We start from the raw sequence: 24825 nt of genomic DNA, 5'->3' as shown, positions 1-24825 counted from the left end.
CCTGACTCTCTGTGCCCGGTGCCGCATTTATGCTGCAGTGGTAAGGCGCCTGGAACGTTTGTCGTTGTGGGATCGCCTCGCTTCTGAAAAGGAATCACCATGAAGAAACTATCGATGGCGCGATACGCGCTTTGTGCAGCGCTGTTGCCCGCCGTGGCCTTGGGTAGTATTGCCGTAGCCCAAACACAGCCCTACGCTGCGGCGCTGGAGCGCACGGAGGTGCCTGACGCCACACCGCAGCAACGCTACCAAAGCGCCATCCGCGAGGCCGGTGGCGGGCTGAAGGTGGGACTGGAGGAGTGTCGTGCGCAGGCGCAGGCACGCAAGTCGTGCGAAGCGCAGGCCCGTGCGCGCTACCAGGCTGACATGGCACAGGCGAAAGCCATGCTGCACGATCCGCAGGCGCGCCCTGTCAATGAAACGGGTGGTCCGATCCGCAGCACCGAAACAGTGACCGTGATCCGGCCCTGAGTGGATGTGCGGTAAGAGTTTTACTGTGGCGCCGCCTGGGCGGTCGTGGCGGTCGCTACCAGCGGCATCACACGGCGGGCGCCATCAAATCGGCGCTGCCAGTAGGACTGGTGCATGTCTTCCACCCGCACTTCGGAGCCGCTGCGTGGTGAGTGGATGAACTTGCCGTCACCCACATAAATGCCAACATGGCTGAACGCGCGGCGCATGGTGTTGAAAAACACCAGATCGCCCGGTTGCAGTTCTTTTTTGTCGATTTTTTCGGTCGAGGCGGCCTGCTGGTCGGCGCGGCGCGGCAGCAGCATGCCTGCCGTCTGCTGGTAAATGGCACGAACAAAGCCGCTGCAGTCAAAGCCCGTCTCGGCGCTGTTGCCCCCGCGGCGGTAGGGGACGCCCAGAAAACCCATGGCCGTGACCACGAGGTCGGACGTCCGGTCAACGACTTGATGGGCTTGCCCAGCGACGCTTTGGCGCATTTCAGCCAATTGGGCGAGGAGACCCTTGTCGTGCAGGAAGCTGTCGATGTCGTCGGTGGGTGCTGCGCCTGGTGCTGCCTGGGCGCTGGAGCAAGCCAGCAACGTGAGTATGTAAAACCAACGAAACATGGGGCGCAAGGGTACCACGATCGGAAAACGACTTGCCCGGTATGTCGGTGCGGGCTCAAACGGGTGCCTGTCGCGTGGGGGATTCCCGGGCAGGGGAGGCCCTGATTCCGGTGTAGCCTTGCAGTATGCAAGCACAGAATGCCCCCGAAGTACCCGCTGCCCAGAACGGCAACCATGGCGCTCTCATCTCTCAATTGGCTCTGCGCCGTGTCGCCATCGACACCTGGCGTGAAAACGTTGCCTACCTGCACCGCGACTGCGCCGTGTACCGCGCTGAGGGTTTTCAGGCGCTGTCCAAGATCGAGGTGCGCGCCAATGGGCGCCGAATTCTGGCCACGCTGAACGTGGTGGACGATCTGTCCATCGTCGGCTGCCGCGAGCTCGGGCTGTCGGAAGACGCCTTTGCCCAGCTGGGGGTGGAAAACGGCCATATGGTGGCGGTGGCCCAGGCGGAGCCACCCGAGTCCATGGGTGCGCTTTTTCGCAAAATCTCAGGCGAGCGTCTGGAGCGCGGGGATTTCCTGGCCATCGTTCGGGACATTGCCGACCACCGCTATTCCAAGATCGAACTCACCGCCTTTGTGGTGGCCTGCAACCGCGACGAGCTGGACCGTGAAGAAGTCTTTTTCCTGTCCGACGCCATGGTCGCCACGGGCCATAGGCTGGACTGGCATGAGCCTTTGGTGGTGGACAAGCATTGCATTGGCGGCATACCGGGCAACCGCACTTCGATGCTGATCGTTCCTATCGTGGCGGCCCATGGGATGCTGTGCCCCAAAACCTCCTCCCGCGCTATCACGTCTCCCGCTGGCACGGCCGACACCATGGAGGTGCTGGCCACTGTAGAGCTGCCCCTGGAACAACTGCGCGACATCGTGCGCGACCAACGGGGTTGTCTGGCCTGGGGTGGCACCGCCCATCTCTCGCCGGCTGACGATGTGCTGATTTCGGTCGAGCGCCCGCTGTCCATTGACTCTCCGGGGCAGATGGTGGCATCCATCCTGTCCAAAAAAATTGCTGCTGGCTCGACCCACCTGGTGCTCGATATTCCCATTGGTCCCACGGCCAAGGTGCGGTCCATGCCCGAAGCGCAGCGTTTACGACGTTTGTTTGAATATGTGGCGCAGCGTATGCGGCTGTCGCTGGATGTGGTCATCACCGATGGGCGCCAGCCCATTGGCAACGGTATCGGCCCCGTGCTGGAAGCCCGTGATGTGATGCGCGTGCTGGAAAACGACCCCCGGGCGCCCAACGATCTGCGCCAAAAGGCCCTGCGCCTGGCAGGCCGCTTGATCGAATGTGACCCTGATGTGCGCGGCGGCGACGGCTACGCAATCGCGCGCGATATTCTTGACTCGGGCCGTGCCCTGGCACGCATGCAGGCCATCATCACGGCCCAGGGAGGCAAAGATTTCGACCACAACAATCCCCAGCTGGGTGCGCTGACATTCGAGGTTTCGGCGCCCGATAGCGGAGTGGTGGCCGGCATCAATAACCTGCAGATTGCGCGCATTGCCCGCCTGGCGGGCGCGCCCAAAGTGCAGGGCGCAGGGGTGGATTTGCTGTGCAAGCTCGGTGACACCGTGATTGCAGGGCAAACGCTGTACCGGGTGCATGCCGGATTTCCGACCGACCTGGAGTTTGCGCGCCAGGCTTGCGCTAAAACCAGCGGTTATTACATCGGTACTGCGGACGATGTACCGCGTGTTTTCGTGGAGTTTTGAACATGATTGCGTCCGAACCGGCCAAGGGCTGCCTGCTGTATTTTGACGACGAGCAGGGTGCTGCCGAGCGCCTGGCGACGGCATCCGGTTTGGCACTGTGGCCCGTGCAGCGCCACCGATTTCCTGATGGCGAACTGCGGCTGACGCTGCCGGTCGATGTGGCTGGACGCATGCCCGAACGTGCCGTCTTGTTGCGCAGCTTGCACCAGCCGAACGAGAAACTCATTGAACTGCTGCTGGCGGCCCGTGCGGCCCGCGATCTGGGCGTGCGCCACCTCACCCTGGTAGCGCCGTACCTGGCCTACATGCGCCAGGATATTGCATTCCATCCAGGCGAAGCCGTCAGCCAGCGCATCGTGGGCCCTTTTCTGGCGAGCCTGTTCGATGCCGTGGTCAGCGTGGATCCCCACCTGCATCGCGTGGCCACTCTGGAGGAGGCCGTGCCCGCTGCGCAGACCCAGGTCATCAGCGGTGCGCTGCTGTTGGCTGACTGGATTGCGCAGCAAAGGCCTGGTGCGATGCTCATGGGCCCCGATGGTGAATCCGCCCAGTGGGTGGCCCAGGCGGCAGAGCGTCATGGTTTTGACTACGCCGTGTGCACCAAGGAGCGCCATGGCGACCGCAGCGTGACCGTTGCGCTGCCTCCGGTGAGTGTGCAAGGCCGCTGCGTGGTGCTGGTCGACGACATGGCCAGCACCGGGCACACGCTGGCCCAGGCCACGCGCCTGCTGCGTGCAGCCGGTGCGGCTTCGGTGGATGTGGCGGTGACGCACGCGCTGATCGACGCCGCTGCGCTCGACGCCTTGCATGCGGCAGGCGTCGGCCAGTTCTGGAGCACTGACTGCGTGGCCCACCCCACCAACGCCATTGCGATGGCGGGTGCGCTGGCCCAGGCCTTGCAGCATTTGAAGGCATGAAGTGCGGTGCAGACCGCGCAGGCGCTGCGACAATCACGGCATTGTTTTGACCGAAGGACCCCGCCATGCTGCTTGACGCCTCTGAATCCCAACTTGTACTGGTGGATTTCCAGGAAAGACTGATGCCTGTCATTCACGAGGGGGCCGCCGCGCTGGGCAATGCCCGCCGTCTGGCCCAGATTGCCCAAATGCTGGAAGTGCCGGTGTGGGGCACCGAGCAAAACCCCTCGCGCTTGGGCGCCAATGACGCGGCGCTGCGCGCCCTGTGCCGCAACACTTTGCCCAAGATGCATTTCAGCGCTGTGGAAGAAGGCCTGGGTGAATGGCTGCGCCCACCGGCCAAACCCCCTGCTGGCAACGCCCGTAGCCTGCCCAAGCACATGCAAAAAACCGCGCAAAGCGGCCCGGACCGCAGCACCATCGTCATTGCCGGGTGTGAGGCCCATGTATGCCTGCTGCAAACCGCGCTGGACTTGATCGAGGATGAATTTGACGTGTGGGTAGTGACAGACGCCTGCAGCTCGCGCACCGAGCGCAACCGTGATGCCGCTTATGACCGCCTGGCTGGTGCTGGCGCCGAACTGGTCACCACCGAGATGGTGGCGTTTGAATGGCTGCGCAGTTGCGAGCATCCGGCCTTCAAGGACATGCTGGCCTTGGTCAAGTGAGGTTTCAGCCGCTTGCGTGGAGGATGTCCCTTGCCTGTTGATTTCGGAGAGCCCCGGAAGGCCTTGCTCAAGGCAGATACCCCCCGCATGCTTGCGGGGGGCCAGCGGCTGGTGTATCTGTCTTTGGGCTTGAGTGCTGTCGCCCTGTGTGGGGCGGGTTTGTGGTTCTGGTTGCATCCACCGCGCTGGCTTGACGCAGGGACTGGGCCCTTTTTTGGGCTTGCGCTGATGGCAATGGCCGTTGCCGATGTGGTCGCCGTGTTCTTTCTTCGCTGGCATTGGGGCCGAGCCACATCGTGAATCTGGTCGGCTGACCGTGGAAAATCCAGAATTTTTTTATTTTTTTGTGCTCCGAACGTAAAAACCAGGAGCGCGCTGCACCACATGTTTACCGATTCCCACTGCCATCTCACTTTTCCTGAACTGCAACGCCAGTTGCCTGTCATTCGCCAGGCGATGCAGGCGGCGCAGGTTGACCGCGCTTTGTGCATTTGCACGACCATGGAAGAGTTTGGCGATGTACACGCCCTGGCTGTGGGCTATGACAACTTCTGGTGCTCCGTGGGCGTGCATCCTGATAACGAAGGTGTGACAGAGCCCAGTGTGCAGGATCTGCTCGACCGTGCCGCCTTGCCAAGGGTGGTGGCCATCGGTGAGACCGGGCTGGACTACTACGGCATGGAAGACCGCAAGGGCGGACGTAGCATTGCGGACCTGGAATGGCAGCGCGAGCGTTTTCGCACCCACATCCGCGCGGCCCGTCAGTGCGAAAAACCTTTGGTGATCCACACCCGCAGCGCATCACACGACACGCTGGCCATTTTGCGTGAGGAGGGCGAGGATGGAGCCCGTAACCGCGCAGGAGGCGTTTTTCACTGCTTTACTGAGACAGCCGAGGTGGCGCGCGCTGCACTCGATCTCGGGTATTACATTTCTTTCTCCGGCATCATCACTTTCAAGAGCGCCCAGGATCTGCGCGATGTGGCGGCTTTCGTGCCCCTTGACCGGATGCTGATTGAGACGGATAGCCCCTATCTGGCACCCGTGCCGTACCGGGGGAAAGTCAACAATCCGTCTTATGTGCCCCACGTGGCGCGCCAGATTGCAAGCATCCGCGGCATGGAGGTGGACGCTGTGGCGCAAGCCACCAGCCAGAATTTTGACCAGCTGTTCTCGGGAGTTCGGGCATGAAGATGCTGCGCCGCGATTTTTTGCTGCTGGGTGCTGCGGGTTGCATGCCTGCCCGGGCCGGGTCGTATGAGGATTTTTTTGTCGCCATTCAGCGCGATGACGCCGCCACGATCACGACACTATTGCAGCGAGGTTTTGATCCCAATACGCTCGACCTCCGAGGTCAGGCTGGGCTGATGCTGGCGCTGAAGGCCGATATGCTCAAGGCCTTCGCTGCCCTGATGCAGGCGCGCAATTTGCAGGTCGAGGTGCGTAATGCGCAGGATGAAAGCCCCCTCATGATGGCGGCCCTGCGCGGCCATCTGGAGGCCGTGCGTGCGCTCATCGCGCGCGATGCCGATGTCAACAAGCCCGGCTGGACGCCTTTGCACTACGCTGCCTCAGGGACGCAGCCCCAGCAGGCGGCCATCATCGCTCTGCTCCTTGAGAACCACGCCTTTATCGATGCGGCATCGCCCAACGGCACTACGCCGTTGATGATGGCCGCGCACTACGGCACAAGCGAGTCGGTGCAATTGCTGCTGAAAGAAGGGGCGGATCCTTCGCTTAAAAACCAGCTGGGGTTGACCGCCGCAGATTTTGCGCTGCGTGCCAGTCGCAAGGAGATCGCGGACCTGATTGCGCAGGCCATTCGCCGACGGCAACCCAATCGGGGGCGCTGGTAATCAGGCTGGCGCGGGGCGCGCCTGGAGTCGCGCATACAGCCCGTCTTGTGCCAGGAGTTCGGCATGGGTGCCTTGTTCGACAATGCACCCGCGCTCCATCACCACTACGCGGTTGGCATGTTCGATGGTGGAGAGCCGGTGTGCAATCACCAAAGTGGTGCGCCCCTGCATGAGGCGTTGCAAGGCCTCTTGCACCAGACGCTCAGACTCGGTGTCCAGAGCGGACGTTGCTTCGTCCAGGATCAGGATAGGGGCGTTTTTATAAAGCGCCCGTGCAATCGCCAGGCGCTGGCGCTGGCCACCAGACAACTGGGTGGCGTTATGCCCGACCATGGTGTGCATGCCTTGCGGCAGTGCTGCGATATGTTCAGCCAGATTGGCCGCCTGCAGGCACTCTTGCACCCGTTGCGTATCGATGGCCTGTCCCAGTGCGACGTTCGCGGCAATGGTGTCGTTGAACATGACCACGTCCTGGCTGACCAGTGCGAACTGTGCCCGCAGAGCAGCAAGGTTCCAGTCCTGCAGTGCATGTCCATCCAGAAAAATCTGGCCCGTATTGGGTTGCACAAAGCGCGGCAGCAGATTGACCAGGGTGGTTTTGCCCGCGCCCGAGGGGCCCACCAGCGCCACAATTTCACCGGGTTGGACTTCCAGCGTGACGCGGTCCAGCGCGGGTGCTTGGTCGGGAGCAAAGGCCACACTGACGTTCTGCAGCGCAATGACACCGCGCACCTGGCTGGGCGCATAGTTGCCACCGCTCTCCGCCGGTGTGTCTCCCAGCAGGTGCAGGCCGCGTTCCAGCGCAGCAACGCCCCGGGTGATGGGGCTGGCCACATCGGCCAGGCGGCGGATCGGTGCGATCAGCATCAACATGGCTGTGATGAATGCGACAAAGCCGCCCACGGTCACATCCTGCGTCGTACCGGCAGCGCGGCTTTGCCACAAAGCCACGCAAATGACGGTCGACAGGGCTGCTGCTGCCAACAGCTGTGTGAGGGGCGTCATGGCAGAAGCGGCAATGGTGGACTTGATGGCCAGGCTGCGCAAACGTCGACTCAGGGCGTCGAACCTCCGGGCTTGCCCGGGCTGTGCTGCGTGCAGGCGCACCATGCGGTGTGCGAGCACGTTTTCTTCGACCACGTAAGCCAGTTCATCCGTGGCCTGCTGCCCGCTTTTGGTGAGGTGGTAGAGCCGACGCGAAAGCGTCTTCATGATCCACGCCACGCCGGGCACGACCACGGCCACGATCAGTGTGAGCTGCCAGTTCAGGTAGAGCAGGTAACCCAGCAAGGCCACCAGGGTAAAGCCGTCGCGCGAAATTCCCAGCAAGGCCTGCACCAGCAGCGTCGCGCCGGTCTGCACCTCATAGACGACCGTATTTGACAGGGTGCTCGCACTTTGCCGGGCGAATAAACCCATTTCCGCTGCCAGAAGACGGTCAAACAGGGCTGCGCGCAGTGCCAGCATGCCTTCATTGGCAATGCGGGCCAGCGCATACTGCGCCACAAACTGGGCTACACCACGCACCAGAAAAACACCCATGATGGCCGCCGGAACGATCCAGAGGTGCAGGGTTCCTTTGGTGAAGCCCTGATCTAGCAAAGGTTGTAGCAATGCGGGAATCAGAGGTTCGGTGATGGCGCCCACCAGGGTGGCAACGATGGCAGCGATCCAGCCAAGCCGCTGGCCGCCAAAGTAAACGGAAAGCCGGGACAACCGGACTGTCAGTCGCTCGGAGGGGGGAGGGGGGGCGTTGCCGGGGGCGGGATTCGCGCCGTGATCTGGAGCTTGCATGAGCCTGGGATTCTACTTTTTGCGGCCATGCTCAACAGTTTGTGACACGGGGGCACTTCCCAGTGTGTAACATTCAGGGCTGACAATCGGCTTTTGTCCGGTTGCTCCTGACTGCGAATGAACAACGTACGAACACTCTTTTCTTCTCTTTCTTCGGCTCAGCCGCATCCCTCGCGTCGCCTCGCTATGGTATCCATGGCTTCGTTGGCCGCCACCCCGGCGCTGGCCCAGTTCCGGGTCGAAGTCTCGGGCGTTGGCATGACGCAGTTGCCCATCGCGATTGCCCCGTTTCGGGACGAGGCCCAGTCACCCCAGAAAATTGCCAGCATTGTGCAGGCCGATTTGGAGCGCAGCGGCCAATTCCGCAGCGTGGACACGGCCGGGGCGCGCCTGGATGAAACCTCTCGTCCGGACCTGGCCTTGTGGCGACAGAAGAGCGCCGACTCACTGGTCTCCGGCAGCATCACCCGTTTGGGTGATGGGCGTTTCGATGTTCGCTTTCGTCTATGGGATGTGGTGCGCGGGCAGGATCTGGGCGGACAAAGCTATATCGTCGTTCAGGGTGATTTGCGCTTGGTATCGCACCGCATTGCTGATTTTGTGTACGAAAAACTAACGGGTGATCGGGGCGTGTTCTCGACCCGCATTGCGTACGTGACCAAGGCGGGGCCGCGCTACAGCCTATGGGTGGCCGATGCCGATGGTGAAAATGCCCAGTCAGCCCTCTCCAGCCCCGAGTCCATCATTTCTCCAGCGTGGTCACCATCGGGTGGACAGATTGCCTATGTGTCGTTCGAATCGCGCAAGCCTGTGGTCTATGTGCACGATGTAGCCACCGGGCGCCGCCGCCTCGTCGCCAACTTCCGTGGCTCCAACAGCGCACCAGCCTGGTCGCCTGATGGACGCACCTTGGCTGTCACATTGAGCCGGGATGGTAATTCCCAGCTCTACACGATTGACGCTAATGGCGGTGAGCCGCGTCGGCTCATGCAAAGTGCCGGGATCGATACAGAGCCGGCTTTTTCACCGGACGGACGCAGCATTTATTTCGTCAGTGACCGGGGTGGCGCACCCCAAATCTACAAGGTTGCCAGTACGGGCGGCAATGCAGAGAGGGTCACGTTCAGCGGCAGTTACAACATATCGCCCAGCCTGAGTCCCGACGGTCGTTTCCTTGCGTACATCTCGCGTTTAGGGGGCGCCTTCAAGCTGCATGTGATGGAGCTAGGGACAGGAACCGCCACCGCGATCACCGAAACCACTGCAGACGAACGCCCCAGCTTCGCGCCCAATAGCCGCCTCATTGTCTACGCTACGCAGCACCAGGGGCGGGAGTCTCTGATGACCACCACGCTGGACGGCAAGATCAAGGCCCGCCTTGCGGGGCAGGGCGGTGATATCCGCGAGCCGGACTGGGGTCCGTTCCAGGCGCGTTGAACTTTTCGGCAGTTTTTGTTTCCGTCTTTCAGGAGTTTTCAAATGATTAAACGTATTTCTATCGCCATGGCCGTAGTGGCCCTTGTTGCAGGCTGCAGTTCTGGAGTGGATCTGGACAATGTGCCGGTTGAAGACAAGAACGGTGCGCCACTGTCCACCGGCGCCAATGGAGCCAATGCGGGCAACACTGGGCAGAGCGGTGTGCGCGGGGTTGACCTCTCGCAAACGGCCGGTGATGCAGCCGGCCCCGTGGGCGTGAGCCGCATTGTGTATTTTGACTACGACAGCTACGTCATCAAGCAGGACTATCAGTCGCTGATCGATGCCCATGCGCGCTTTCTGAAATCCAGTAATGCGCGCAAGGTGGTCGTCGAAGGCCATACCGATGAGCGTGGCGGCCGTGAATACAACCTGGCTCTGGGACAGAAACGTGCAGAAGCTGTGCGCCGTTCGCTGGGCCTGCTGGGCGTGCCCGATGGCCAAATTGAAGCGGTCAGTTTTGGCAAAGAGAAACCAGCTGCCCAAGGCAGTGGTGAAGACGTTTACGCGCAAAATCGCCGCGCCGAACTGTCTTACCGCTAATGAGCGCCGCGGATTCCTTGCGTCTGGGGCGCGCGTTGGTTGCTTTGGCGCTGTCCTGCTCCTTCCTGTCAGCGGGGCATGCGGCAATTTTTGAAGATGGCGAGGCTCGACGCGCCATTCTTGAAATGCGCCAGCGCGTGGATGCCATGCAGCAAAACAGCCAACGCTCGGCAGAGGACGCCCGCCGCGCCACCGAAGACAGCGGTCAATTGCGCCGCAGTTTGCTCGATCTGCAAACACAGATTGAAACTCTGCGTGTGGAAATGGCCAAGCTGCGTGGACAAAACGAGCAGCTGACGCGCGATGTCTCGGAGTTGCAGCGCCACCAGAAGGAGATCACCACTGGTGTGGATGAGCGTTTGCGTCAGTTTGAGCCGCTCAAAGTGACGGTGGATGGACTGGAGTTCCAGGCGGAGCCGTCTGAGAAAAAAGACTTTGAGTCGGCGCTGGCCAAATTCCGTGAGGGGCGTTTTGCCGATGCGGAAACAGCCTACACGACCTTCCTCCGCCAGTATCCCCGCAGTGGCTATGGGCCTTCGGCGCGCTTCTGGCTGGGCAATGCCCAGTACGCGAACCGCAATTACAAAGAGGCCATTGTCAACTTTAAGGGTTTGCTGGCCACCTCTCCCAACCACGCACGCGCGCCTGAAGCCGCTCTGTCTATCGCCAATTGCCAGATCGAACTGAAGGAAACACGTGGTGCGCGCAAGACGCTAGAAGACCTGCTACGCGCCTACCCGCAATCTGAGGCCGCAGTGGCTGCTAAAGAGCGGCTCTCGCACCTCAAATAGTGGTGAATTCTTTGGTTGCTCCGCCTGGATTGCTGCCGGGTGCGCCCATGTCGCCGCTGCAGCAGCGCCGGTTTGGCGGTCTTGAGCGCCTCTACGGAGTGCAGGGATCTGCGCAGATTCGTGCTGCCCACATAGTGGTAGTGGGCATTGGCGGCGTTGGTTCCTGGGCGACAGAGGCCCTGGCCCGCAGTGGCGTGGGCCAGCTGACACTGATCGACCTGGACCATGTGGCTGAGTCCAACATCAACCGCCAGATTCATGCTCTGGAAGGAACTGTGGGGCAGGCCAAGGTGCTGGCCATGCGTGACCGAGTGGCGCAGATCAATCCAGATTGCGTTGTGCACTGTATCGAGGAGTTTGTCGAGCCTGCCAACTGGCCTGCTTTGTTGCCACGCAATGTCGATGCCGTCATCGATGCGTGTGACCAGGTACAGGCCAAGACGGCCATGTCAGCCTGGGCGCGCACCGCCCGTAACCTGTTCATCAGCGTCGGCGCAGCTGGTGGCAAGCGACAAGCGCACCTGGTGGACATTGCAGATTTGGCCAGTGTGACGCACGATCCTTTGCTGGCCCAACTGCGCTATCGCCTGCGCAAGCACCATGGTGCACCGAAAGACGGCAAGAAAATGTCTGTGCCCTGCGTTTTCAGCCGTGAGTCTGTTGCACCACCCGACGCTTCTTGCGGCCTCGAAGGCGATGGCAGTCTTAATTGCCACGGATACGGCTCAGTGGTTGCGGTGACTGCCACCTTTGGGCAATGCGCCGCAGGCTGGATTCTGGATGGATTGGCCAGCAGGACGAAGAAGGAAGAAAAATAACGCTATAATGCGAGGCTATTCTGGTTTAATCAATCAGGATATGGGACGTTAGCTCAGTTGGTAGAGCAGCGGACTTTTAATCCGTTTGTCGTGGGTTCGACCCCCGCACGTCCCACCAAGATACATAAGCCGCTACAGCTATTAAAGTTGTAGCGGCTTTTCTGTTTTATTCCCATGATGGGAATATCAGCCTAAGCCCTTACGCACAGAAACCCGGGATCGGTCGTATACCTTCGCCGTCGTCTTTGCGTCTGAGTGCAGCTCCGGGAGGGCTCCATACTGGGCCTTGTGCTGGGTTGTGTAGTACGCACGCAGATCATGGAAGGTGAAGCGGCGAGTGACCACCTTGGCCTCTATCGCTTGCGCCATGGCGCGCTGCCAAGTGGACAAAAACCCACTGTCGGAATACGGGTTGCCATCTCTGGTGGTGAAGACGTGGAGACAGTTATCCGGACGTGGCAGCGCGCGCAGACGGCGCACCAAATCCTCCATGGCTGGCGAGATCGTTACGCTCTCCGCCCGCTTGGTGCCGCCGTGCTGTTTGGCTCGCATCAGGCGTATCACGCTGCCTTCACTGTCAATCTGTGGCAGGGTTAGGTGCAGAAACTCCGCCCGGCGTGATCCGGCCAGCGCGGCGAACTCGGCCATCAGGGCAATCACCAGGCGCTGCTGTCCTTGGTTTCCGAGCCACGATATGAAGCGCGCGAAGTCTTCCGGCTCTGGTGCCTCGGTTCGTGGCCGTTCCTGATTGCGCTTCACCTGCTTGCACGGATTCACGTCGATGTCGCCGCGCTCGACCGCTACGTTCATGAGGTTCGACAGCAGTGCGATTTCCCTGTTCCCACGCACAGGGGCTTCGGCGCGCTCGACCCGTAGGTAGCGTGCAATATCGGTGGGGCGAATCAATCGGGCGGAGACCTTGCCCATGACCTCCAGCAGCTTCACGCTGTAGGTAGCGTAATCGCTCTTGGTGCGGTCGCCCAGGCGCACCCACTGCGGCATCTCTTGGTAGGCCCGCCAAAGCTCGTTGAGCGTGCCTGTGTCATTGCTGGCCCCGTTCATGTCCAGCACCTTTTGAATAGCGACCCGCTTGTCCTGCCCCAGGTTCACGGGCTTACCGCCCACCGGATGGTAGCGGTAGGTCACCTTGTCGCTGCCCGCGTGGGGGCGGGCCTCCATGCGGGGCAGCAGGCCAAAGCCAGAGGCTCGATCTCGTTTGCGCCCCATCATTTGCTCCAGTTGAAGCCAGCCGGTGCTTTATAGCTACCCGTGGTGTTCAGGCGTTCTTCGATTAGCTTGCGGCCCACAAGGGGCAGACCATCTGGGCGACGAGGCAGAGACTCCACGCCAAGCAGGGCGCAGAGACGGCGGTTTTGGGCGTGACGTTGGGTCAGCGGGGCGCATAGTTCATCGACTTCGGACGCCGTCAGGAATGGGGTTACTACGGCCACGGCATTCATGGTCCTGCACCTCCTGCAGTTTCGCTCTCGACCTGCCGCACCTGCAATCTGGCGGTCAGGCCGTCGCGATCCTGAAGATTCAAAATTTCCGCCTGGCCCTTCCGGATGGCGTTGACTTTGCGTAGCGCCCGTTTTGCGGCAGCCAGGACTTGCAGCTCTTTGTCGATTACGTCCGGGGCCACTGGAGATGGAAGCCCGTTCATGGCCTTTACCATTGATGCATAGGCATCGACGGCATACCAAAGGGAGACCGTGTAGGCCTTGGTGAGTGTCGGGATCACAAGTGATCCTCCCGGCTGGTGATGCTGTCAGCGCGCTCTGCCTCATAGAGTGCCTGGGCCATTTCTAGCAGGCGCACCTGATCGGGCAACCGGCCTGGTGCACCGCGCGGGCCGGCGATCTCCTGGCAGAACTGCAGGGCCAATTCCTCTTGGCGCGGGCTTATGGCATCGAACTCGGGGCGCCAGCCTTCGACCTTCACGGCGGCCAGCTCATCGCGGGTCTGGGTGATCTCAGCCGTCAGCACCTGCACCTTCGCGCGGGCCTCGGCCAGGCGCTCGAAGGGGATTGGGTATTTGCCGTCGCGCGACAGAACCACAGGGATGGCATCGCCTGCGATCTTGCGGGTGTGCAGCGTGAGCTCTGCGTGTGCTGTGCCAATGAGCTTGACCAGTTTGGTGTTGCGCTTGCTGGGTGTGTTCGCGACGACCTTCAGCGCCCGGTGCAGGAACTGGTGAAGCATGGCGATGTGCTGCTCGTACCAAGCTGAAAGGTCGATGACCTCGGGAACTGCGGCCAGCGCGGCGCTGGCGGTCTTCGGCTGCTGCGGGGCCAGCTGCTGGCGCAGGAGAGCGCCCAGGCTGGCGGGCTTGGGGGAGGTTTCGGTGTGGTCAGTCATGGCCCTGCGCTCCATGACCCGCGTCTAAGATGTCCTTTGCGAGAACCATGAGGGAGAGTCCAGCATCAAGAAGCTGTTCGCCTGGCAAGCCATTGACTTCGCTGCAAAGAAGGCTGGCGACGTCAATGGCTTGGGCCAGATAATTGCTCGCGTTTTGAAGGCCCGAGCAAGTCGGGGCCTCGTTGATGCGAGAAAGCAGGTCTGTGCACGCCCCAAGAATGGTCGAGACGCCCCACACGCAATCCCGACTGTCATAGTTCTCAGCACAGGCGCGGATGACCGCCTCGGCTTCACTGGCGCGATACCACGCAATGGAGGCAAAAGTATCCTTGCCAAGTTCCGATGCCGGAATTCCGACATCGGGTGCATCTGGCTCTGCCGCCCCCTTTTCAGGGGGTGGAGGCGCGGGAGCTTTAGACGCCTTCGGTCGGGTTGGGGTGACTACGGCGCTCATGCGGCTGCCCTCCGAAGCTTGCTGACGGGCTTGAAGACCTTGCGCACTTCGCCATGAACAGTAATGCGTGATTGCATAGCTGGGGAAACCGCTGCCCAGTTCTCTGCGCCGATGTCGAATCCCCACAGCTCGCAACCAGCGGCCGCAGGGCGGAATTGGAAGCGCCGGGCGCCGTGCCACTCCGCACCGTCGTCATGGCGGATGGTGATCATGTAAAGGCCGTCATGGCGAATCTCGCGGCGGTCGAAATCGACCTCGACGCAGTCGCCTGCCTCGATCTCAGGGTGGCATAGCGCTGCATGGGTCTGGACCATCTGCAGGCCGAAGAAGTGGCCAAGATCGGCTGGTGTGGTGACCCGCTCAACGGCGTGAGCAGGAATGCCGCGGGCAGCAGGTGGCGCGGCGCATGGTCGCGCGCGGCGTTCAAGAACGGCGGTGCTCATTGCTGACCATCCCTCGCTGCGGCGCGCAGAGCCTTACGCTCAGCGAGATACTCGATCCATGCATCAATCGATGCACAGTCTTCTGAAGACATGCGCTCAAGCACCTTATGCCCAGCGATTTGGTCGGGGGTCAGCAGCAACTGGCGCCCGGTTTCGTCCTGAATGCTGAAAAACCCGTCGTCGTTGGTCAGGCCGACAGAGCTTCCAGCAAGGTGCACGCGACCAACCAGCGTGTCCAACAAGGCAGGATCTGAGGACCAAGCGCCACCCAGCCGAGACACGCGAACGATTGCGGCCTGCGGGTACTTGCCAGAGGCTTTAAAGCTATCCAGTGTTGGCATTGCGTCCGCGACGCACTCATGGCCGATTGACAAGCGCGTGGCGCGATCACCCCACACTTCGAAAACGGTTCTTGCAGGCCGACCTTCCTGCAAGCGCAGCAGATCACGCAATGCCTCACCCTGGCTGCGCATCTCTTCGTGAGTGAGGTCGTGCCGACCTTGATCCTTCAGCCATTCCAGCGCCCACTCAGGAACTGGGGCAGCCTTCGCTTTGTCGGTGTGCAATTGCTCGAAAATCCCGTCGATCAGCGCCCACCAGTGCAGGCCGATGTCTTGCATCCGCTGTGCAAAGTCCAGGGCGGTCAGTGGCTCTGGCAGCGCTGGTGCAACCCTGCGCATGGGCGGATTCTGGCGGCGGGTCGGTGTGCCCGAGTTTGGCTTTGTTCCGGCAAGGGTTTCCCCTGCCGCGTCTTGCGTGGCATCATTGGTCATAGATCTGGTTCCTGGCTAAGGGGTCTGGGTCAAGAAGCCTTGAAGCGCTCTCACCTGCTTCTTGGCTTCGGGCGAAGGGCTGGCAGTCTTACTGCTGGCCCTTTGTTTTTTGGGTGGTGGATGTGCGAAGTTCATCTATTGATCCTATGTGGCCGACCCCATAAAAAGGGGTGCGAAAAGCGCTCAAAAACGTGACTTTTCAAAGAAAAATGCGCGATGGATTTCACTGCTGCTGTCCTCTATGCTGGGCGGAGGAGTGCATCAATGGAGAGGTCCGAGATCACCAATTGGCCATTGCTAGGCTTGAATCCTTGATGTCTCAAAAGTCCGCTATCGAAGATGGCTTGGACGGCGTAGCTCCACAAGATCAAAGGTCTGTTCTTGAGCGAGTTGCCGATGGTGCAACGGGCAGTAAGCGCAAAACTACCCGTAAGCCCAAGCCCTGACCCCACCGCAAGGGGGTGACCAAAGTGATGCACCCTCATGCCCAGCCACCGCCGATCAGGTTGCGCAGGATGACAGGGCTTTCTTCGCGATCCTCTGCGTCGCGTTCTTCCATGTGCACCAGAACGGCCAGTGATTCGTCCTTGGAGCGAGGCGCGATCTTGGCCAGCATGGCGAAACAGTGATCGTCATGCGCCTGGGCATAGACTGGGGAGTCGCCATTGCCAAACGGCGCGCGTAGCCAGTACAGCTGATTCCAGTAGTCCCGCCCATGCAGGCAATCGGCGAGGGTGTTGGGCTGTAGATCGGGCCTCTTCGCAAAGCGCTCGGCGACCTGCTCCAGGTCGTAGTCGTTGAAGATCCCGTCCTTGATGCGCTTGACGCCCCGCAGGGCTTTCTTGCACGCGGCCTCGGCGGGTGTGTCGGAGAACAGGGCTTCAACCGTGCCGAAGTGCGACAGTGCGGCATGTTGTTTCCTTCGGCGCTCGATGGCGTTCTCTGCCTGGTTCTCCAGTTCGCCGAACCCCATGGAGCCCATTGCGGCGATCATCATCGAGTTGTTGTGCTTGCGCATCAGGTATTGGCCGTAGCGCAGGCCTAGGTCCTTCATCGGCGTGGCGATCTTCTTTGCCGCCTCCAGGGCCTTGTCGATCAGCACTTGGTCGCCGGTGCGCACGCACTCCTGCAGCCACAGCACGGCGTCTACCTCTCGGTCGCCTGTGACCACCTTTGGTGCAGGCATTTCAGGCACCGTCAGCGCAGTGCTTGCACTGGGCTGGATCGGCGGGAGGGCGAAGAGGGCGCGGAGCGCTTGGTTGTCTTGCATGGGCTCAGTGTGTTGTTGGGATGAATCCGGTGGCAATCCGAAGGTGCTGGATTGACATGGAGCGTCAGAAGTGCTGGCGCGCGGCGCGCTCGATCTCGGTCCGGCGCTCCAGATGGCGTCGGCGGCGGGCGGTGAGGTGGTTGCGCCAGAGCAGGCCGATGGCCCAACGCAGCGACGTAGGCAGGCCGGAGCCAGCGCGGCGGCGCATGGCGGTGAGGCGGAAGAGGGTGGCGATCTGCTTCATGCCGCGGCCTCGGCAGGGGAGGGTTGCTCCTGCTGCTGGGCACGCAGGACACCGTTCATTGTGCGGCGAACACGCACGGCATGACCATGACCGAGGGACTGAGCCAGGCTCAGCAAACCGGCTTCAATGGCCTCGGTAGTTGGGGCTCCGGCCGCTGCCATGTCGTCGGCTGGATGATCGCCGTCGTGCTCGATGGCGACATTTGGCGGCACGGTGCCGTTTTTGGCCTGAGCGTCGCACCAGTCAGCTAGCTCACGGGCGCGGCTCGCCCAGACCTGGGCCAGAGCCGCTGCGTGGCGCAAACCGCAAGCGGCGGCTGGCCAGCGTTGGTAGTCGAGGGCGCTCTTGGCAAGAGCACAGCGGCGACTGTGTTCTTCGGGGGACGCTTGCAGCAGGGCGGCGTTGTTATTGGCTTGCATAGACTTCACTAATTAGTCATTAATGGCTAGCCATTTTGGACTAAAAATTGAAGTTGTCAAGCCATAAACGGCTCATTCAGTGCGTGGGAAGTCTGTGAATGGTGTTAAGCCGTTCGACTGCAGAGCTAATTGAAGGTCTGCACCTTGGCGATTACGGTGCCCAGGATCGCGTCCTCTTTTGTGAGAGGGGCCACTCGATTTGGCCAACTAGGGTTCAGTTGCAGCAAAAGCCATTGCCCCCCGTCCTCAATGAGTTGTCGGAGGGTGGCTTCTTCGCAATTCCCTATGCGGACCACAATGATTGACTTGTGCGCTGGCTGGATTTTTTGGTCAACAAAGATACGATCACCTTCCCGAAATGACACTTGGCCTGCTGGGTCAAACATGCCCAGTCCTCTGACCTCGATGGCATAGGTGTGCTCGCTGTGATGTGAGGGGCAAACGACCCATTCTGCTGTCTCTGGCACTTCGCCCGCTGCAGCCAGCCTCCAGTCCAGCAAAGGGACTAGCCCCTTTGCTTGCCGATTGGCTGTGGCAGTAATTTTGTCAATGGCTCCAGTGAATGCCTGTAAGTCCCGTGTGCGTGGACTCATGTGTTTTTCGGCAAACACGTCGTGCTCAAGGTAGAGATCACCCACATCGACCTCGAACTCTTCTGCAATCCGGTTGAGCGCGGCAGCTGACGGGTTCACCTCGCCTCGCAAGATGCGACCAACTGAGCTCTGGGACATCCCAGTCCTCTGGGCGACTTGCGTCTGGCTACGGAGGTTGTGGTTTTCCTTCATTAAGAAATGAAGGTTTTTGCCCAAATTTTTGTCAGCGGGAATTTTTGATTTAGCCATCTTTGGATAGTGCCATTGTTGTCTAGCCATGTGTGGTTGATTGAGAAGCCATAAATGGCTATCATCCGGGCATTCTTGGAGATACCGATGAGCAATGTCGAATCAATCCTTGTTGCCGTGCGTCGGCAGCTTGGCGAAACCAAGGGTAAGTGGTCCAGTGTCGCGGAGCAGAGTGGCGTCCCGTATCACACCCTCACAAAGATCGCACAGGGGAAAGTGGATCCTCGGTTGAGCACAGTTCAGCGGTTGGTGGATCACTTCGCCATTTCGAGTGCAGCTACAAGTGTGAGCACCTCCAAAGAGGCCGTCCATGCCTGACCAGCAACCCCAGCCGCGCTCCAGCGAGCCCGATCCAGACTTGGTGCTGCCGGCGCCGTCAACGTCTGATAGCGCAGAGGCGCCAGGGCCGGGAACTGCCGCAGGGCAGGCCAGTGCCTGTGCAGCTCGCGTCTTGTCGATCTTTGAGGCTGTTGTCCGGGCGGCAGAGTCTGAGGAGGTCCGCGTGGTAGAGCGAGCCTGCCGATTAGTCGATGCCGGCGCTGATTCGCTCTCGTCCTTTTCCGGGTTGCAGCGCAACTCTGAGCTTGCAGGAGGGACAGAAGGCTTCCCCCGTGCCGACGAGAAGAATGGACTTCCGGCCGTTGTCGAAGCACGGCTGGCACAGGTAGTGCAGCGGAACGGGACTGCCATCGCGGGCGCGCTCATCCCCTTGGTAACGGTAGGCAAAGAATGCGGCTGTCCCCTGGGCGAGGTTGTGGGGAACGTAGAGCTCGCGCTCGACCGCTTTCGCCTTGAACTGATCGAGCTCTGCAACCAGTGCGTGGATTTTCGCATGCGCAGCGTGGAGCTGCTCAACGGCTTGCAGGTTGGCGCTTTGAACGTCGAAAAGCCGCTCTTTGAGGTTTGAGATGGCGTCATTGATTTTCCCCTCATCTCGTGCCGCTACCGCAGCTTTCAGCGCTTGCACGGTAGCCGACAAGCCGCTGATGGCGCCTGAAATTTCGATCATGTCTGCCCCTCTCGGTGATGGTTGTGTAGGAGCTTCCATCGTAGCCCGGGAGAGGGCGGGCACCCATCACAGACTCCCCCGCGTGCCGCGCGCATCAGTCCGCGGCCTGTCCTGCAACGCATCCATTTGCACCCGGCTCGCCCTGCAGTCGATGCGCAGCTCACCGGCAACCCAACACAACTCCAGCCGCGAGGTGGTCATCACCTGCATGCGCTGTCCCGAATCGATGTCGGTGTTCAGCGATACCGCAGTGCGGCTGCTGCAGTGGAAGGGCGTCAGCGTGGTTGCTGGGCGTGTTGAGCTCATACCTCTTCTCCGGTTGCGCTGGGGATCAGCGATGACTACATCTTCTTTTTTTTGGTCAGCAGACGCACCCCTTTTGACCCATAACTTTTATGGAGGCTTGGATGAAGTTGTTCTATGACGACGAGTTCGATGCCATTGCCACGGCGATCGGCAACAGCGGAAAGGCTTTCAAGGACGTGGCTACGCACATGTTTCCGGACATGAAGGTGGAGAGTGCGTACGCCCGGCTGAAAGCCTGCTGCAACCCGACCGGGGACCAGCGGCTGACCTTCGGCCAGGTGCTGCGCCTGATGGCTTTCTGCGAGTGCTACGACCCGCTGTATCACGCCTGCGATGACACCCTGCACGCCCGGCCTGACCGCAAGGCGCCTGAGGACGAGGCGGTGAAGTTGGCGGAGGTGATGAACTCTGCTGCCCAGACGATGGAGCGCGCAATGCGTGCCATGGAGCAACTCAAGGCCCGCGGCGGCATAAGGGGTGTGGCATGACCGAGCCAACCGTCGAGGAACTGCGCAAGCAGCTCGCGGCCGCTCAGGCTGAAGTCGCGCGGCTCAAGGAGGCATTGCAGACTGCCGAGTGGCTGCAGGACTATGAGCAGGGGAGTCCTACAGCATGACAGCCCCCACTTGGGCACAACTGCGTGAAGCTCGCTGGATGGTCGTGGACCAAGACAGCCTGCTCCTGGCCGTCTATCCCACAGAGGGCGGTGCGGTGGCGGTCGCGTTAGGTTCCCATGAACACGACAAGGTCGACGGCTTTCAGATCGACCCGGCCGACATTCCGTTGTTCCAAAGGCAGCTCCAGTGCGCGTGCGAGTTCGTACAGCAGCAGCGGCCGATCAGCTTGGAGTTTGCGTCTGCCCAGATGACGTTCGACATGCTCAAGCGGCTGAAGGGAGGTGCGTGATGGCAACCCATCATCTGGTGCCCTTGGTGCAGGCCGCAGCGATCACTCCGGCCGGGAGCCGGCGCGTGGCGCTTGTGTTGGCCCAGGCTCATGACGCGGGGGCAGGGGGCGAAATCGTCGCGATGACGATGGTGCAGATTGCCTCAGCTGCCGGCCTGTCGAAGGCTCAAGCGCGCAAGCATGTGCATGCGCTGGTAGAGGAAGGTGTGCTGCGCGTGCTTGCCAATGCCCACGGCGGGGCACCAGGCGAGGCGCCCCAGTATGCCTTTGATCGCCAGCGCATTGCACAACGCCTGGCATTGGTGCCGGACCTATTCCAGGAGCCGCCCCAGATTTGCGGGCCAACTCACTACTTTGTCTCTGAGGGAAACGCCCGCATGGTGGCGGAGTTGGTGGGCAGACCAGGGCAGCGTTGTGTGCAGTTTTACCGAGACGCGGAAGGCGAGCTCCGGGACTATGGCCGTGTACCGCTGTCCCAGGTGTTGAGCCCATGGCGCCTCAAAGGTGGCTGGGATGCTGTGACATACCCGGTGGTGGAGCGCGAAGACGACTACCCCGAAGAGATCTATCCGGGAGCGTTCGAGAAGTTGCAACAGTGGGCCCAGGCAGCAGCGCTGGGTCGAACAGAAAGCGTGGTTGAAGCATGAGTCTTGATGCAGTTTCCTGGGCGATGGATCAGTCTGTGGGGCGATCAGCGGCAAAGCTGTTGCTCGTGACGCTGGCCCATTGCGTCAACGGGAAGGGCACCGACAACATGGTCTGCTTCCCCTCCAATGCCTACCTCGCCGAGCGGTCCGAGCTGGACAAGAAATCCGTCACGAAGAACATGCGGTGGTTGCAGGATCAAGGGTTCCTGGAGAAGACTGGTACTCGCCACGGTCGGACCGGGCAAGTGCTGGAGTACCGCCTAAAGGAACCCAATTCAGGTGCGGTTGAGCTTGTCGCAGAGGCACGGAAAGCACACCAAATTTCCCCCGAAAGCGACCCAAAAACGGACCAATTGCAAGAGGGCGAAAGCACACCACTTTTCCCTGCAAAGGACACCACATTTCCCCCGAAAGCACACCACATTTCCCCCGAAAGCGACCCAAATGTGGTGCACGGAACAAGTAAGGAACAAGTAAAAGAACAAGTAAAGGAACAAAGGCGTGCGCGCGCAAAGTCTTCGGACTTGCCTGAAGGCTTTGCGGAGTTCTGGACGGAGTATCCGAGGAAGGAGGGGCGGACGAAGGCGCTGGAGTCATGGGTGAAGCGTGGTCTTGATTCGGACCTGGCTCTTCGGGAGCGCGTGATGGCTGCTCTGGCGAGGCATCGCACACAGCAGCAATGGACGAAGGACAACGGGCAGTTCATTCCGCACGCATCGACCTGGCTGAACCAGGAGCGCTACCTCGACGACGTTGGGCCCGGCGTACAAGCCGGTCGTGGGCAGCAGGCTGCACCCGCCGGAGACTGGTGGACGGCCGCCGGATTCCTCAACCACTGGGAAGCCGAAAACCACCGCTGCTACCCCCACAACGCCCACACCTTCCGGGACGGCAAGAAGCTGGCCAGCCAGGCGGAGGTGCCTGCATGAACGCAGCTGAACTCAAGGACCTGCTGGCCAAAAACGCGGCAGACATCGCCGCGTACCTGCTGCCAGATGGAAAAAAGGTCGGCCGGGAGTGGAAGGTCGGCAGCATCAATGGCGAGCCCGGAGACAGCCTGTCGATCTGCACTGCTGGTGCCAAGGCCGGGATCTGGAGCGACTTTGCCACTGGTGCGGCAGGCGACTTGCTGGACCTGTGGATGGCGCGCCGAGGTTGCACCCTGGTCGAGGCGATGGACGAGGCAAAGCAGCGGCTCGGCATCCGAGACACCATGCCCGAACGGCCACAGAAAAGCTACACCTTGCCCGAGAAGCCGAGGGGAAAGCTGGCTACTGCTGGCCAGGGTCGGGCGCTGCAGTGGCTCACTGCCCGCGGATTGAAGCCCGAGACCATCGAGGCCTTCAAGGTGGTGGAGAAGGTGCGCGGCGAAGCGGTGTATGCCGTGTTCCCGTACTTCAGCGAGTCGGGCGAGTACCTGAACGGGAAGTTTCGGAACATCGACAACAAGCGCGACATGCGCCAGGAGGCGGGCGCTATGCCCTGCCTGTTCGGTTGGCACCTGATCGATTCGCGTGCCCGGACCATCGCGATTGCTGAGGGCGAGATCGACGCCATGAGCCTGCATCAGGTGGGCATCCCAGCGCTGTCGGTGAACGCCGGTGCGGGCAACCACCAATGGATCGAGAACGACTGGGAGCGCCTGGAGCGCTTCAGCGAGATCCTAGTTTTCTTCGACTGCGACGAGGCGGGCGAGAAGGGCGCGCGCGAGATCATCCAGCGCTTGGGCCCAGAGCGTTGCCGTCGGGTGCGGTTCGAGGGGCCCGTGAAGGATGCGAACGAGTACCTGCAGCAGGGCGCCGAGCATGCCGACTTCGACTACCTCATCCAGCAGGCCCAGCCGCTTGACCCCGAGGAACTGCGCACTGCCGCTTACTACATTCCACAGGTGGTGTCCCTGTTTTTCCCAGATTCAGGCGCGCCCAGAGATCCGTATCTGCGAATCGACAGAAACTTGGAGTGGTTCGAATTCCGCGGGGGCGAGGTCAGCGTGTGGACCGGCATCAACGGGCATGGCAAGAGTCTGCTGCTCGGACAGGTGCAACTTGGCCTCATGGCACAGGGCGAACACTTCATGGTCTTCTCCGGCGAGATGAAGCCGGTCCGGCTACTGAAGCGAGCAGTGAAGCAGTCCACCGGCGTCGATCGGCCCACCCGGGCGCTGATTGAAGCGGCCGGCGAGTGGATGCGAGAGCGGTTCTGGCTGTTTGACCTGCAGGGAACCGCCAAGCTGGACCGGTTGATCGAGGTTTTCACCTACGCCCATCGCCGCTACGGCTGCACGCATTTCGTCATCGACAGCTTGATGATGACCGACGTGCCAGAGGACGGTCCCGGTGCGATGACCGCCCAGAAGGACGCCATGCGCAAGATGACGTCGTTCGCCCGCCGGCTCAATGTGCACCTGCATCTGGTGGCTCATCCGCGCAAGCAGCGGGACGAGAGTGCCGCACCCAACAAGATGGATGTGGCTGGCTCCGGGAAGATCACCGACGGCGCCGACAACGTCTTTTCGGTGTGGGCGGCCCAGAAGGATGAGGCGACGGCAACCCAAGGCGACAGCGAGCCCGACGGCAAGCTGGAGTTGCAAAAGCAGCGCAACGGGGAGACGCAGCGCATCACTCAGTGGCTGTGGTTCGACAAGGCCACGATGCAGTACCGCACTCAGCCACGCAAATACCCGCTGTCCTTTTTCAAATTCACCCAGGAGGGAGCCCCCCATGGCGGCATTGGCTACTGAACCCCAGGCGGCTTCGCTGCGTGACCTTTTCGACGCCGCCAAGCGGGCATGCGACCACTGGAACGACAGCCCGGCCGCCCGTCAGGCGATGGAGCGGGAGTGCCGAGATGTGCCGCCCCACCAGCGCACCGACCTGATCAAGCATTTTGAGGAGACCTACCCATGACAGATGCAACTGAGACCGACCATATTAGCAGCCGCGTGCGGGTGCTCGAGGCCGTGCGGGACCTCTATGACCAAGAGATTCCGGTGACAACCGCCTCTCTCATGCGTGCGACTGGCTTGAAGCCGGTCACAGTGACCGATTGCATCAAAGATCTAAAAGACCGTGGCGAAATCTGGTCTCCATCGCGCGGTGTCTGTCTCCCCACGGTGAAGCACCCTCCTGCAAGGGCTGTAAGCCGCACATCCTTGCCTGATGGCACTGTCAAACTGGAGGTTGGCGACGATATCCTGACTCTGACCCCACGCGAGAGTCGCATGGTGGGCGAGGTAATGGGTGGCTCGGCCGCGATGCTGGTGGCAATCGAGTCGTCCAACCAGATGTCCGAAGTCCTGGGGCTTGTCCGCCGCATTGTTGCCAGCGATGAAGGTCGGGCGGTGCGCTGAAGTGGCGGCTGAACTGTGGGCCGATGGGGAGGCCTCATGCCAAGAGGGTGAACTGGACACCCGAGGCGATTGCGCTGCAGGGGATCATGAGAGGGATCGGGCAATGCTACATCGCCCCCTGTAGGGTTGGCGCTTTCCACGC

The 24825-nt window shown here is 61.2% G+C and carries 33 protein-coding genes and 1 tRNA gene; 20 read left to right on the top strand and 14 right to left on the bottom strand.

The genetic code is table 11. The features are described from left to right. Positions 1-99: 99 nt before the first annotated feature. Positions 100-471 carry a hypothetical protein gene (locus ACYVOC_RS10105; RefSeq protein ID WP_461161740.1) on the top strand — a complete coding sequence of 124 codons (372 nt, stop codon included), beginning with the start codon at positions 100-102 and terminating at the stop codon, positions 469-471. Between the two features lie 20 nt (positions 472-491). Here the strand turns inward: ACYVOC_RS10105 and ACYVOC_RS10100 are convergent, their stop codons facing one another. Beyond that, positions 492-1076 carry a C40 family peptidase gene (locus tag ACYVOC_RS10100; RefSeq protein ID WP_116004280.1) on the bottom strand — a complete coding sequence of 195 codons (585 nt, stop codon included), beginning with the start codon at positions 1074-1076 and terminating at the stop codon, positions 492-494. A 125-nt stretch (positions 1077-1201) separates the two neighbouring features. Here ACYVOC_RS10100 and ACYVOC_RS10095 point away from each other — a divergent pair, with 125 nt between their 5' ends. The 5 genes from ACYVOC_RS10095 to ACYVOC_RS10075 all read left to right on the top strand — a co-directional run bounded on the left by ACYVOC_RS10095 (position 1202) and on the right by ACYVOC_RS10075 (position 6241). Further along, positions 1202-2800, top strand: coding sequence for a thymidine phosphorylase family protein (locus ACYVOC_RS10095; RefSeq protein ID WP_461161739.1), 1599 nt, complete (start codon positions 1202-1204; stop codon positions 2798-2800). 2 nt (positions 2801-2802) lie between these two features. Then, positions 2803-3717, top strand: a complete 915-nt coding sequence (locus ACYVOC_RS10090; RefSeq protein ID WP_116004278.1) for a ribose-phosphate diphosphokinase — start codon at positions 2803-2805, stop codon at positions 3715-3717. Positions 3718-3782: 65 nt separating this feature from the next. Continuing rightward, positions 3783-4385, top strand: coding sequence for an isochorismatase family protein (locus ACYVOC_RS10085; RefSeq protein WP_461161738.1), 603 nt, complete (start codon positions 3783-3785; stop codon positions 4383-4385). A gap of 384 nt (positions 4386-4769) precedes the next feature. Continuing rightward, complete coding sequence (locus ACYVOC_RS10080) at positions 4770-5576, top strand: TatD family hydrolase (RefSeq protein WP_461161737.1); 807 nt, start codon at positions 4770-4772, stop codon at positions 5574-5576. Beyond that, positions 5573-6241 (top strand): ankyrin repeat domain-containing protein, encoded by a 669-nt coding sequence (locus tag ACYVOC_RS10075; RefSeq protein ID WP_461161736.1) that lies wholly within the window; start codon positions 5573-5575, stop codon positions 6239-6241. Before ACYVOC_RS10080 ends, ACYVOC_RS10075 begins: the two co-directional genes overlap by 4 nt. Here the strand turns inward: ACYVOC_RS10075 and msbA are convergent, their stop codons facing one another. After that, positions 6242-8035, bottom strand: a complete 1794-nt coding sequence (gene msbA, locus ACYVOC_RS10070) for a lipid A export permease/ATP-binding protein MsbA (protein WP_461161735.1) — start codon at positions 8033-8035, stop codon at positions 6242-6244. Positions 8036-8230: 195 nt separating this feature from the next. Between msbA and tolB the strand changes: the two genes are divergently transcribed. From tolB to ACYVOC_RS10045, 5 genes are all read left to right on the top strand, one after another. Continuing rightward, on the top strand, positions 8231-9472 hold the full coding sequence (gene tolB, locus ACYVOC_RS10065; RefSeq protein ID WP_461161734.1) for a Tol-Pal system beta propeller repeat protein TolB: 1242 nt from the start codon (positions 8231-8233) through the stop codon (positions 9470-9472). 42 nt (positions 9473-9514) lie between these two features. Beyond that, the gene (gene pal / locus ACYVOC_RS10060; protein ID WP_116004272.1) at positions 9515-10054 is read left to right on the top strand and encodes a peptidoglycan-associated lipoprotein Pal; all 540 of its coding nucleotides are present in this window, start codon (positions 9515-9517) and stop codon (positions 10052-10054) included. Beyond that, on the top strand, positions 10054-10845 hold the full coding sequence (gene ybgF, locus ACYVOC_RS10055; protein ID WP_116004271.1) for a tol-pal system protein YbgF: 792 nt from the start codon (positions 10054-10056) through the stop codon (positions 10843-10845). The genes pal and ybgF overlap by 1 nt, the downstream gene beginning before the upstream one ends. Positions 10846-10892: 47 nt before the next feature. Further along, positions 10893-11663 (top strand): tRNA threonylcarbamoyladenosine dehydratase, encoded by a 771-nt coding sequence (locus ACYVOC_RS10050; protein ID WP_116006075.1) that lies wholly within the window; start codon positions 10893-10895, stop codon positions 11661-11663. A gap of 42 nt (positions 11664-11705) precedes the next feature. Then, positions 11706-11781 (top strand) — tRNA-Lys (locus ACYVOC_RS10045). Between the two features lie 68 nt (positions 11782-11849). On the opposite strand, the gene ACYVOC_RS10040 is transcribed toward ACYVOC_RS10045, so the two are convergent. The 10 genes from ACYVOC_RS10040 to ACYVOC_RS09995 form a co-directional block, all read right to left on the bottom strand. Continuing rightward, positions 11850-12893, bottom strand: coding sequence for a tyrosine-type recombinase/integrase (locus ACYVOC_RS10040; protein ID WP_461161733.1), 1044 nt, complete (start codon positions 12891-12893; stop codon positions 11850-11852). Positions 12894-13119: 226 nt separating this feature from the next. Next, positions 13120-13404 (bottom strand): hypothetical protein, encoded by a 285-nt coding sequence (locus tag ACYVOC_RS10035; protein ID WP_461161732.1) that lies wholly within the window; start codon positions 13402-13404, stop codon positions 13120-13122. After that, on the bottom strand, positions 13401-14021 hold the full coding sequence (locus ACYVOC_RS10030; protein ID WP_461161731.1) for a hypothetical protein: 621 nt from the start codon (positions 14019-14021) through the stop codon (positions 13401-13403). The genes ACYVOC_RS10035 and ACYVOC_RS10030 overlap by 4 nt, the downstream gene beginning before the upstream one ends. Next, entirely contained in the window at positions 14014-14475 is a 462-nt protein-coding gene (locus tag ACYVOC_RS10025) for a hypothetical protein (RefSeq protein ID WP_461161730.1), read from the bottom strand. Before ACYVOC_RS10025 ends, ACYVOC_RS10030 begins: the two co-directional genes overlap by 8 nt. Further along, positions 14472-14918, bottom strand: coding sequence for a hypothetical protein (locus tag ACYVOC_RS10020; RefSeq protein WP_461161729.1), 447 nt, complete (start codon positions 14916-14918; stop codon positions 14472-14474). The genes ACYVOC_RS10025 and ACYVOC_RS10020 overlap by 4 nt, the downstream gene beginning before the upstream one ends. Beyond that, a complete protein-coding gene (locus ACYVOC_RS10015; protein WP_461161728.1) occupies positions 14915-15691 on the bottom strand; it encodes a hypothetical protein in 777 nt (258 codons plus the stop codon). Before ACYVOC_RS10015 ends, ACYVOC_RS10020 begins: the two co-directional genes overlap by 4 nt. 481 nt (positions 15692-16172) lie before the next feature. Next, positions 16173-16961, bottom strand: coding sequence for a hypothetical protein (locus tag ACYVOC_RS10010; protein WP_461161727.1), 789 nt, complete (start codon positions 16959-16961; stop codon positions 16173-16175). A gap of 64 nt (positions 16962-17025) precedes the next feature. Beyond that, entirely contained in the window at positions 17026-17205 is a 180-nt protein-coding gene (locus tag ACYVOC_RS10005) for a hypothetical protein (RefSeq protein ID WP_461161726.1), read from the bottom strand. After that, positions 17202-17624, bottom strand: coding sequence for a hypothetical protein (locus ACYVOC_RS10000; protein ID WP_461161725.1), 423 nt, complete (start codon positions 17622-17624; stop codon positions 17202-17204). Before ACYVOC_RS10000 ends, ACYVOC_RS10005 begins: the two co-directional genes overlap by 4 nt. Positions 17625-17749: 125 nt before the next feature. Next, positions 17750-18496, bottom strand: coding sequence for a LexA family protein (locus ACYVOC_RS09995; RefSeq protein ID WP_461161724.1), 747 nt, complete (start codon positions 18494-18496; stop codon positions 17750-17752). Between the two features lie 57 nt (positions 18497-18553). On the opposite strand from ACYVOC_RS09995, the gene ACYVOC_RS09990 reads away from it, so the two are divergent. Next, on the top strand, positions 18554-18784 hold the full coding sequence (locus tag ACYVOC_RS09990) for a hypothetical protein (protein WP_461161723.1): 231 nt from the start codon (positions 18554-18556) through the stop codon (positions 18782-18784). 205 nt (positions 18785-18989) lie between these two features. Here ACYVOC_RS09990 and ACYVOC_RS09985 read toward each other — a convergent pair whose 3' ends face one another. After that, complete coding sequence (locus ACYVOC_RS09985) at positions 18990-19475, bottom strand: hypothetical protein (protein WP_461161722.1); 486 nt, start codon at positions 19473-19475, stop codon at positions 18990-18992. A 66-nt stretch (positions 19476-19541) separates the two neighbouring features. Continuing rightward, a complete protein-coding gene (locus tag ACYVOC_RS09980) occupies positions 19542-19781 on the bottom strand; it encodes a hypothetical protein (RefSeq protein ID WP_461161721.1) in 240 nt (79 codons plus the stop codon). 101 nt (positions 19782-19882) lie between these two features. Between ACYVOC_RS09980 and ACYVOC_RS09975 the strand changes: the two genes are divergently transcribed. The 8 genes from ACYVOC_RS09975 to ACYVOC_RS09940 are packed head-to-tail and all read left to right on the top strand — an operon-like array spanning position 19883 to position 24683. Then, a complete protein-coding gene (locus tag ACYVOC_RS09975; RefSeq protein ID WP_461161720.1) occupies positions 19883-20269 on the top strand; it encodes a hypothetical protein in 387 nt (128 codons plus the stop codon). Continuing rightward, complete coding sequence (locus ACYVOC_RS09970) at positions 20266-20397, top strand: hypothetical protein (RefSeq protein WP_461161719.1); 132 nt, start codon at positions 20266-20268, stop codon at positions 20395-20397. The genes ACYVOC_RS09975 and ACYVOC_RS09970 overlap by 4 nt, the downstream gene beginning before the upstream one ends. Beyond that, positions 20394-20687, top strand: coding sequence for a hypothetical protein (locus ACYVOC_RS09965; protein WP_461161718.1), 294 nt, complete (start codon positions 20394-20396; stop codon positions 20685-20687). The genes ACYVOC_RS09970 and ACYVOC_RS09965 overlap by 4 nt, the downstream gene beginning before the upstream one ends. After that, complete coding sequence (locus ACYVOC_RS09960) at positions 20687-21334, top strand: helix-turn-helix domain-containing protein (RefSeq protein ID WP_461161717.1); 648 nt, start codon at positions 20687-20689, stop codon at positions 21332-21334. The genes ACYVOC_RS09965 and ACYVOC_RS09960 overlap by 1 nt, the downstream gene beginning before the upstream one ends. Next, positions 21331-22263: a helix-turn-helix domain-containing protein gene (locus tag ACYVOC_RS09955; protein ID WP_461161716.1), complete on the top strand. Its 933-nt coding sequence runs from the start codon at positions 21331-21333 to the stop codon at positions 22261-22263. Before ACYVOC_RS09960 ends, ACYVOC_RS09955 begins: the two co-directional genes overlap by 4 nt. Further along, on the top strand, positions 22260-24074 hold the full coding sequence (locus ACYVOC_RS09950) for a toprim domain-containing protein (protein ID WP_461161715.1): 1815 nt from the start codon (positions 22260-22262) through the stop codon (positions 24072-24074). Before ACYVOC_RS09955 ends, ACYVOC_RS09950 begins: the two co-directional genes overlap by 4 nt. Continuing rightward, the gene (locus ACYVOC_RS09945; protein WP_461161714.1) at positions 24055-24240 is read left to right on the top strand and encodes a hypothetical protein; all 186 of its coding nucleotides are present in this window, start codon (positions 24055-24057) and stop codon (positions 24238-24240) included. Before ACYVOC_RS09950 ends, ACYVOC_RS09945 begins: the two co-directional genes overlap by 20 nt. Further along, the gene (locus ACYVOC_RS09940) at positions 24237-24683 is read left to right on the top strand and encodes a helix-turn-helix domain-containing protein (RefSeq protein WP_461161713.1); all 447 of its coding nucleotides are present in this window, start codon (positions 24237-24239) and stop codon (positions 24681-24683) included. Before ACYVOC_RS09945 ends, ACYVOC_RS09940 begins: the two co-directional genes overlap by 4 nt. Positions 24684-24825: the final 142 nt, after the last annotated feature.

The organism is Simplicispira piscis (assembly GCF_054783455.1).
The sequence above is the reverse complement of the archived record's forward strand: the minus strand, read 5'-3'. Positions and strand labels throughout refer to the sequence as shown.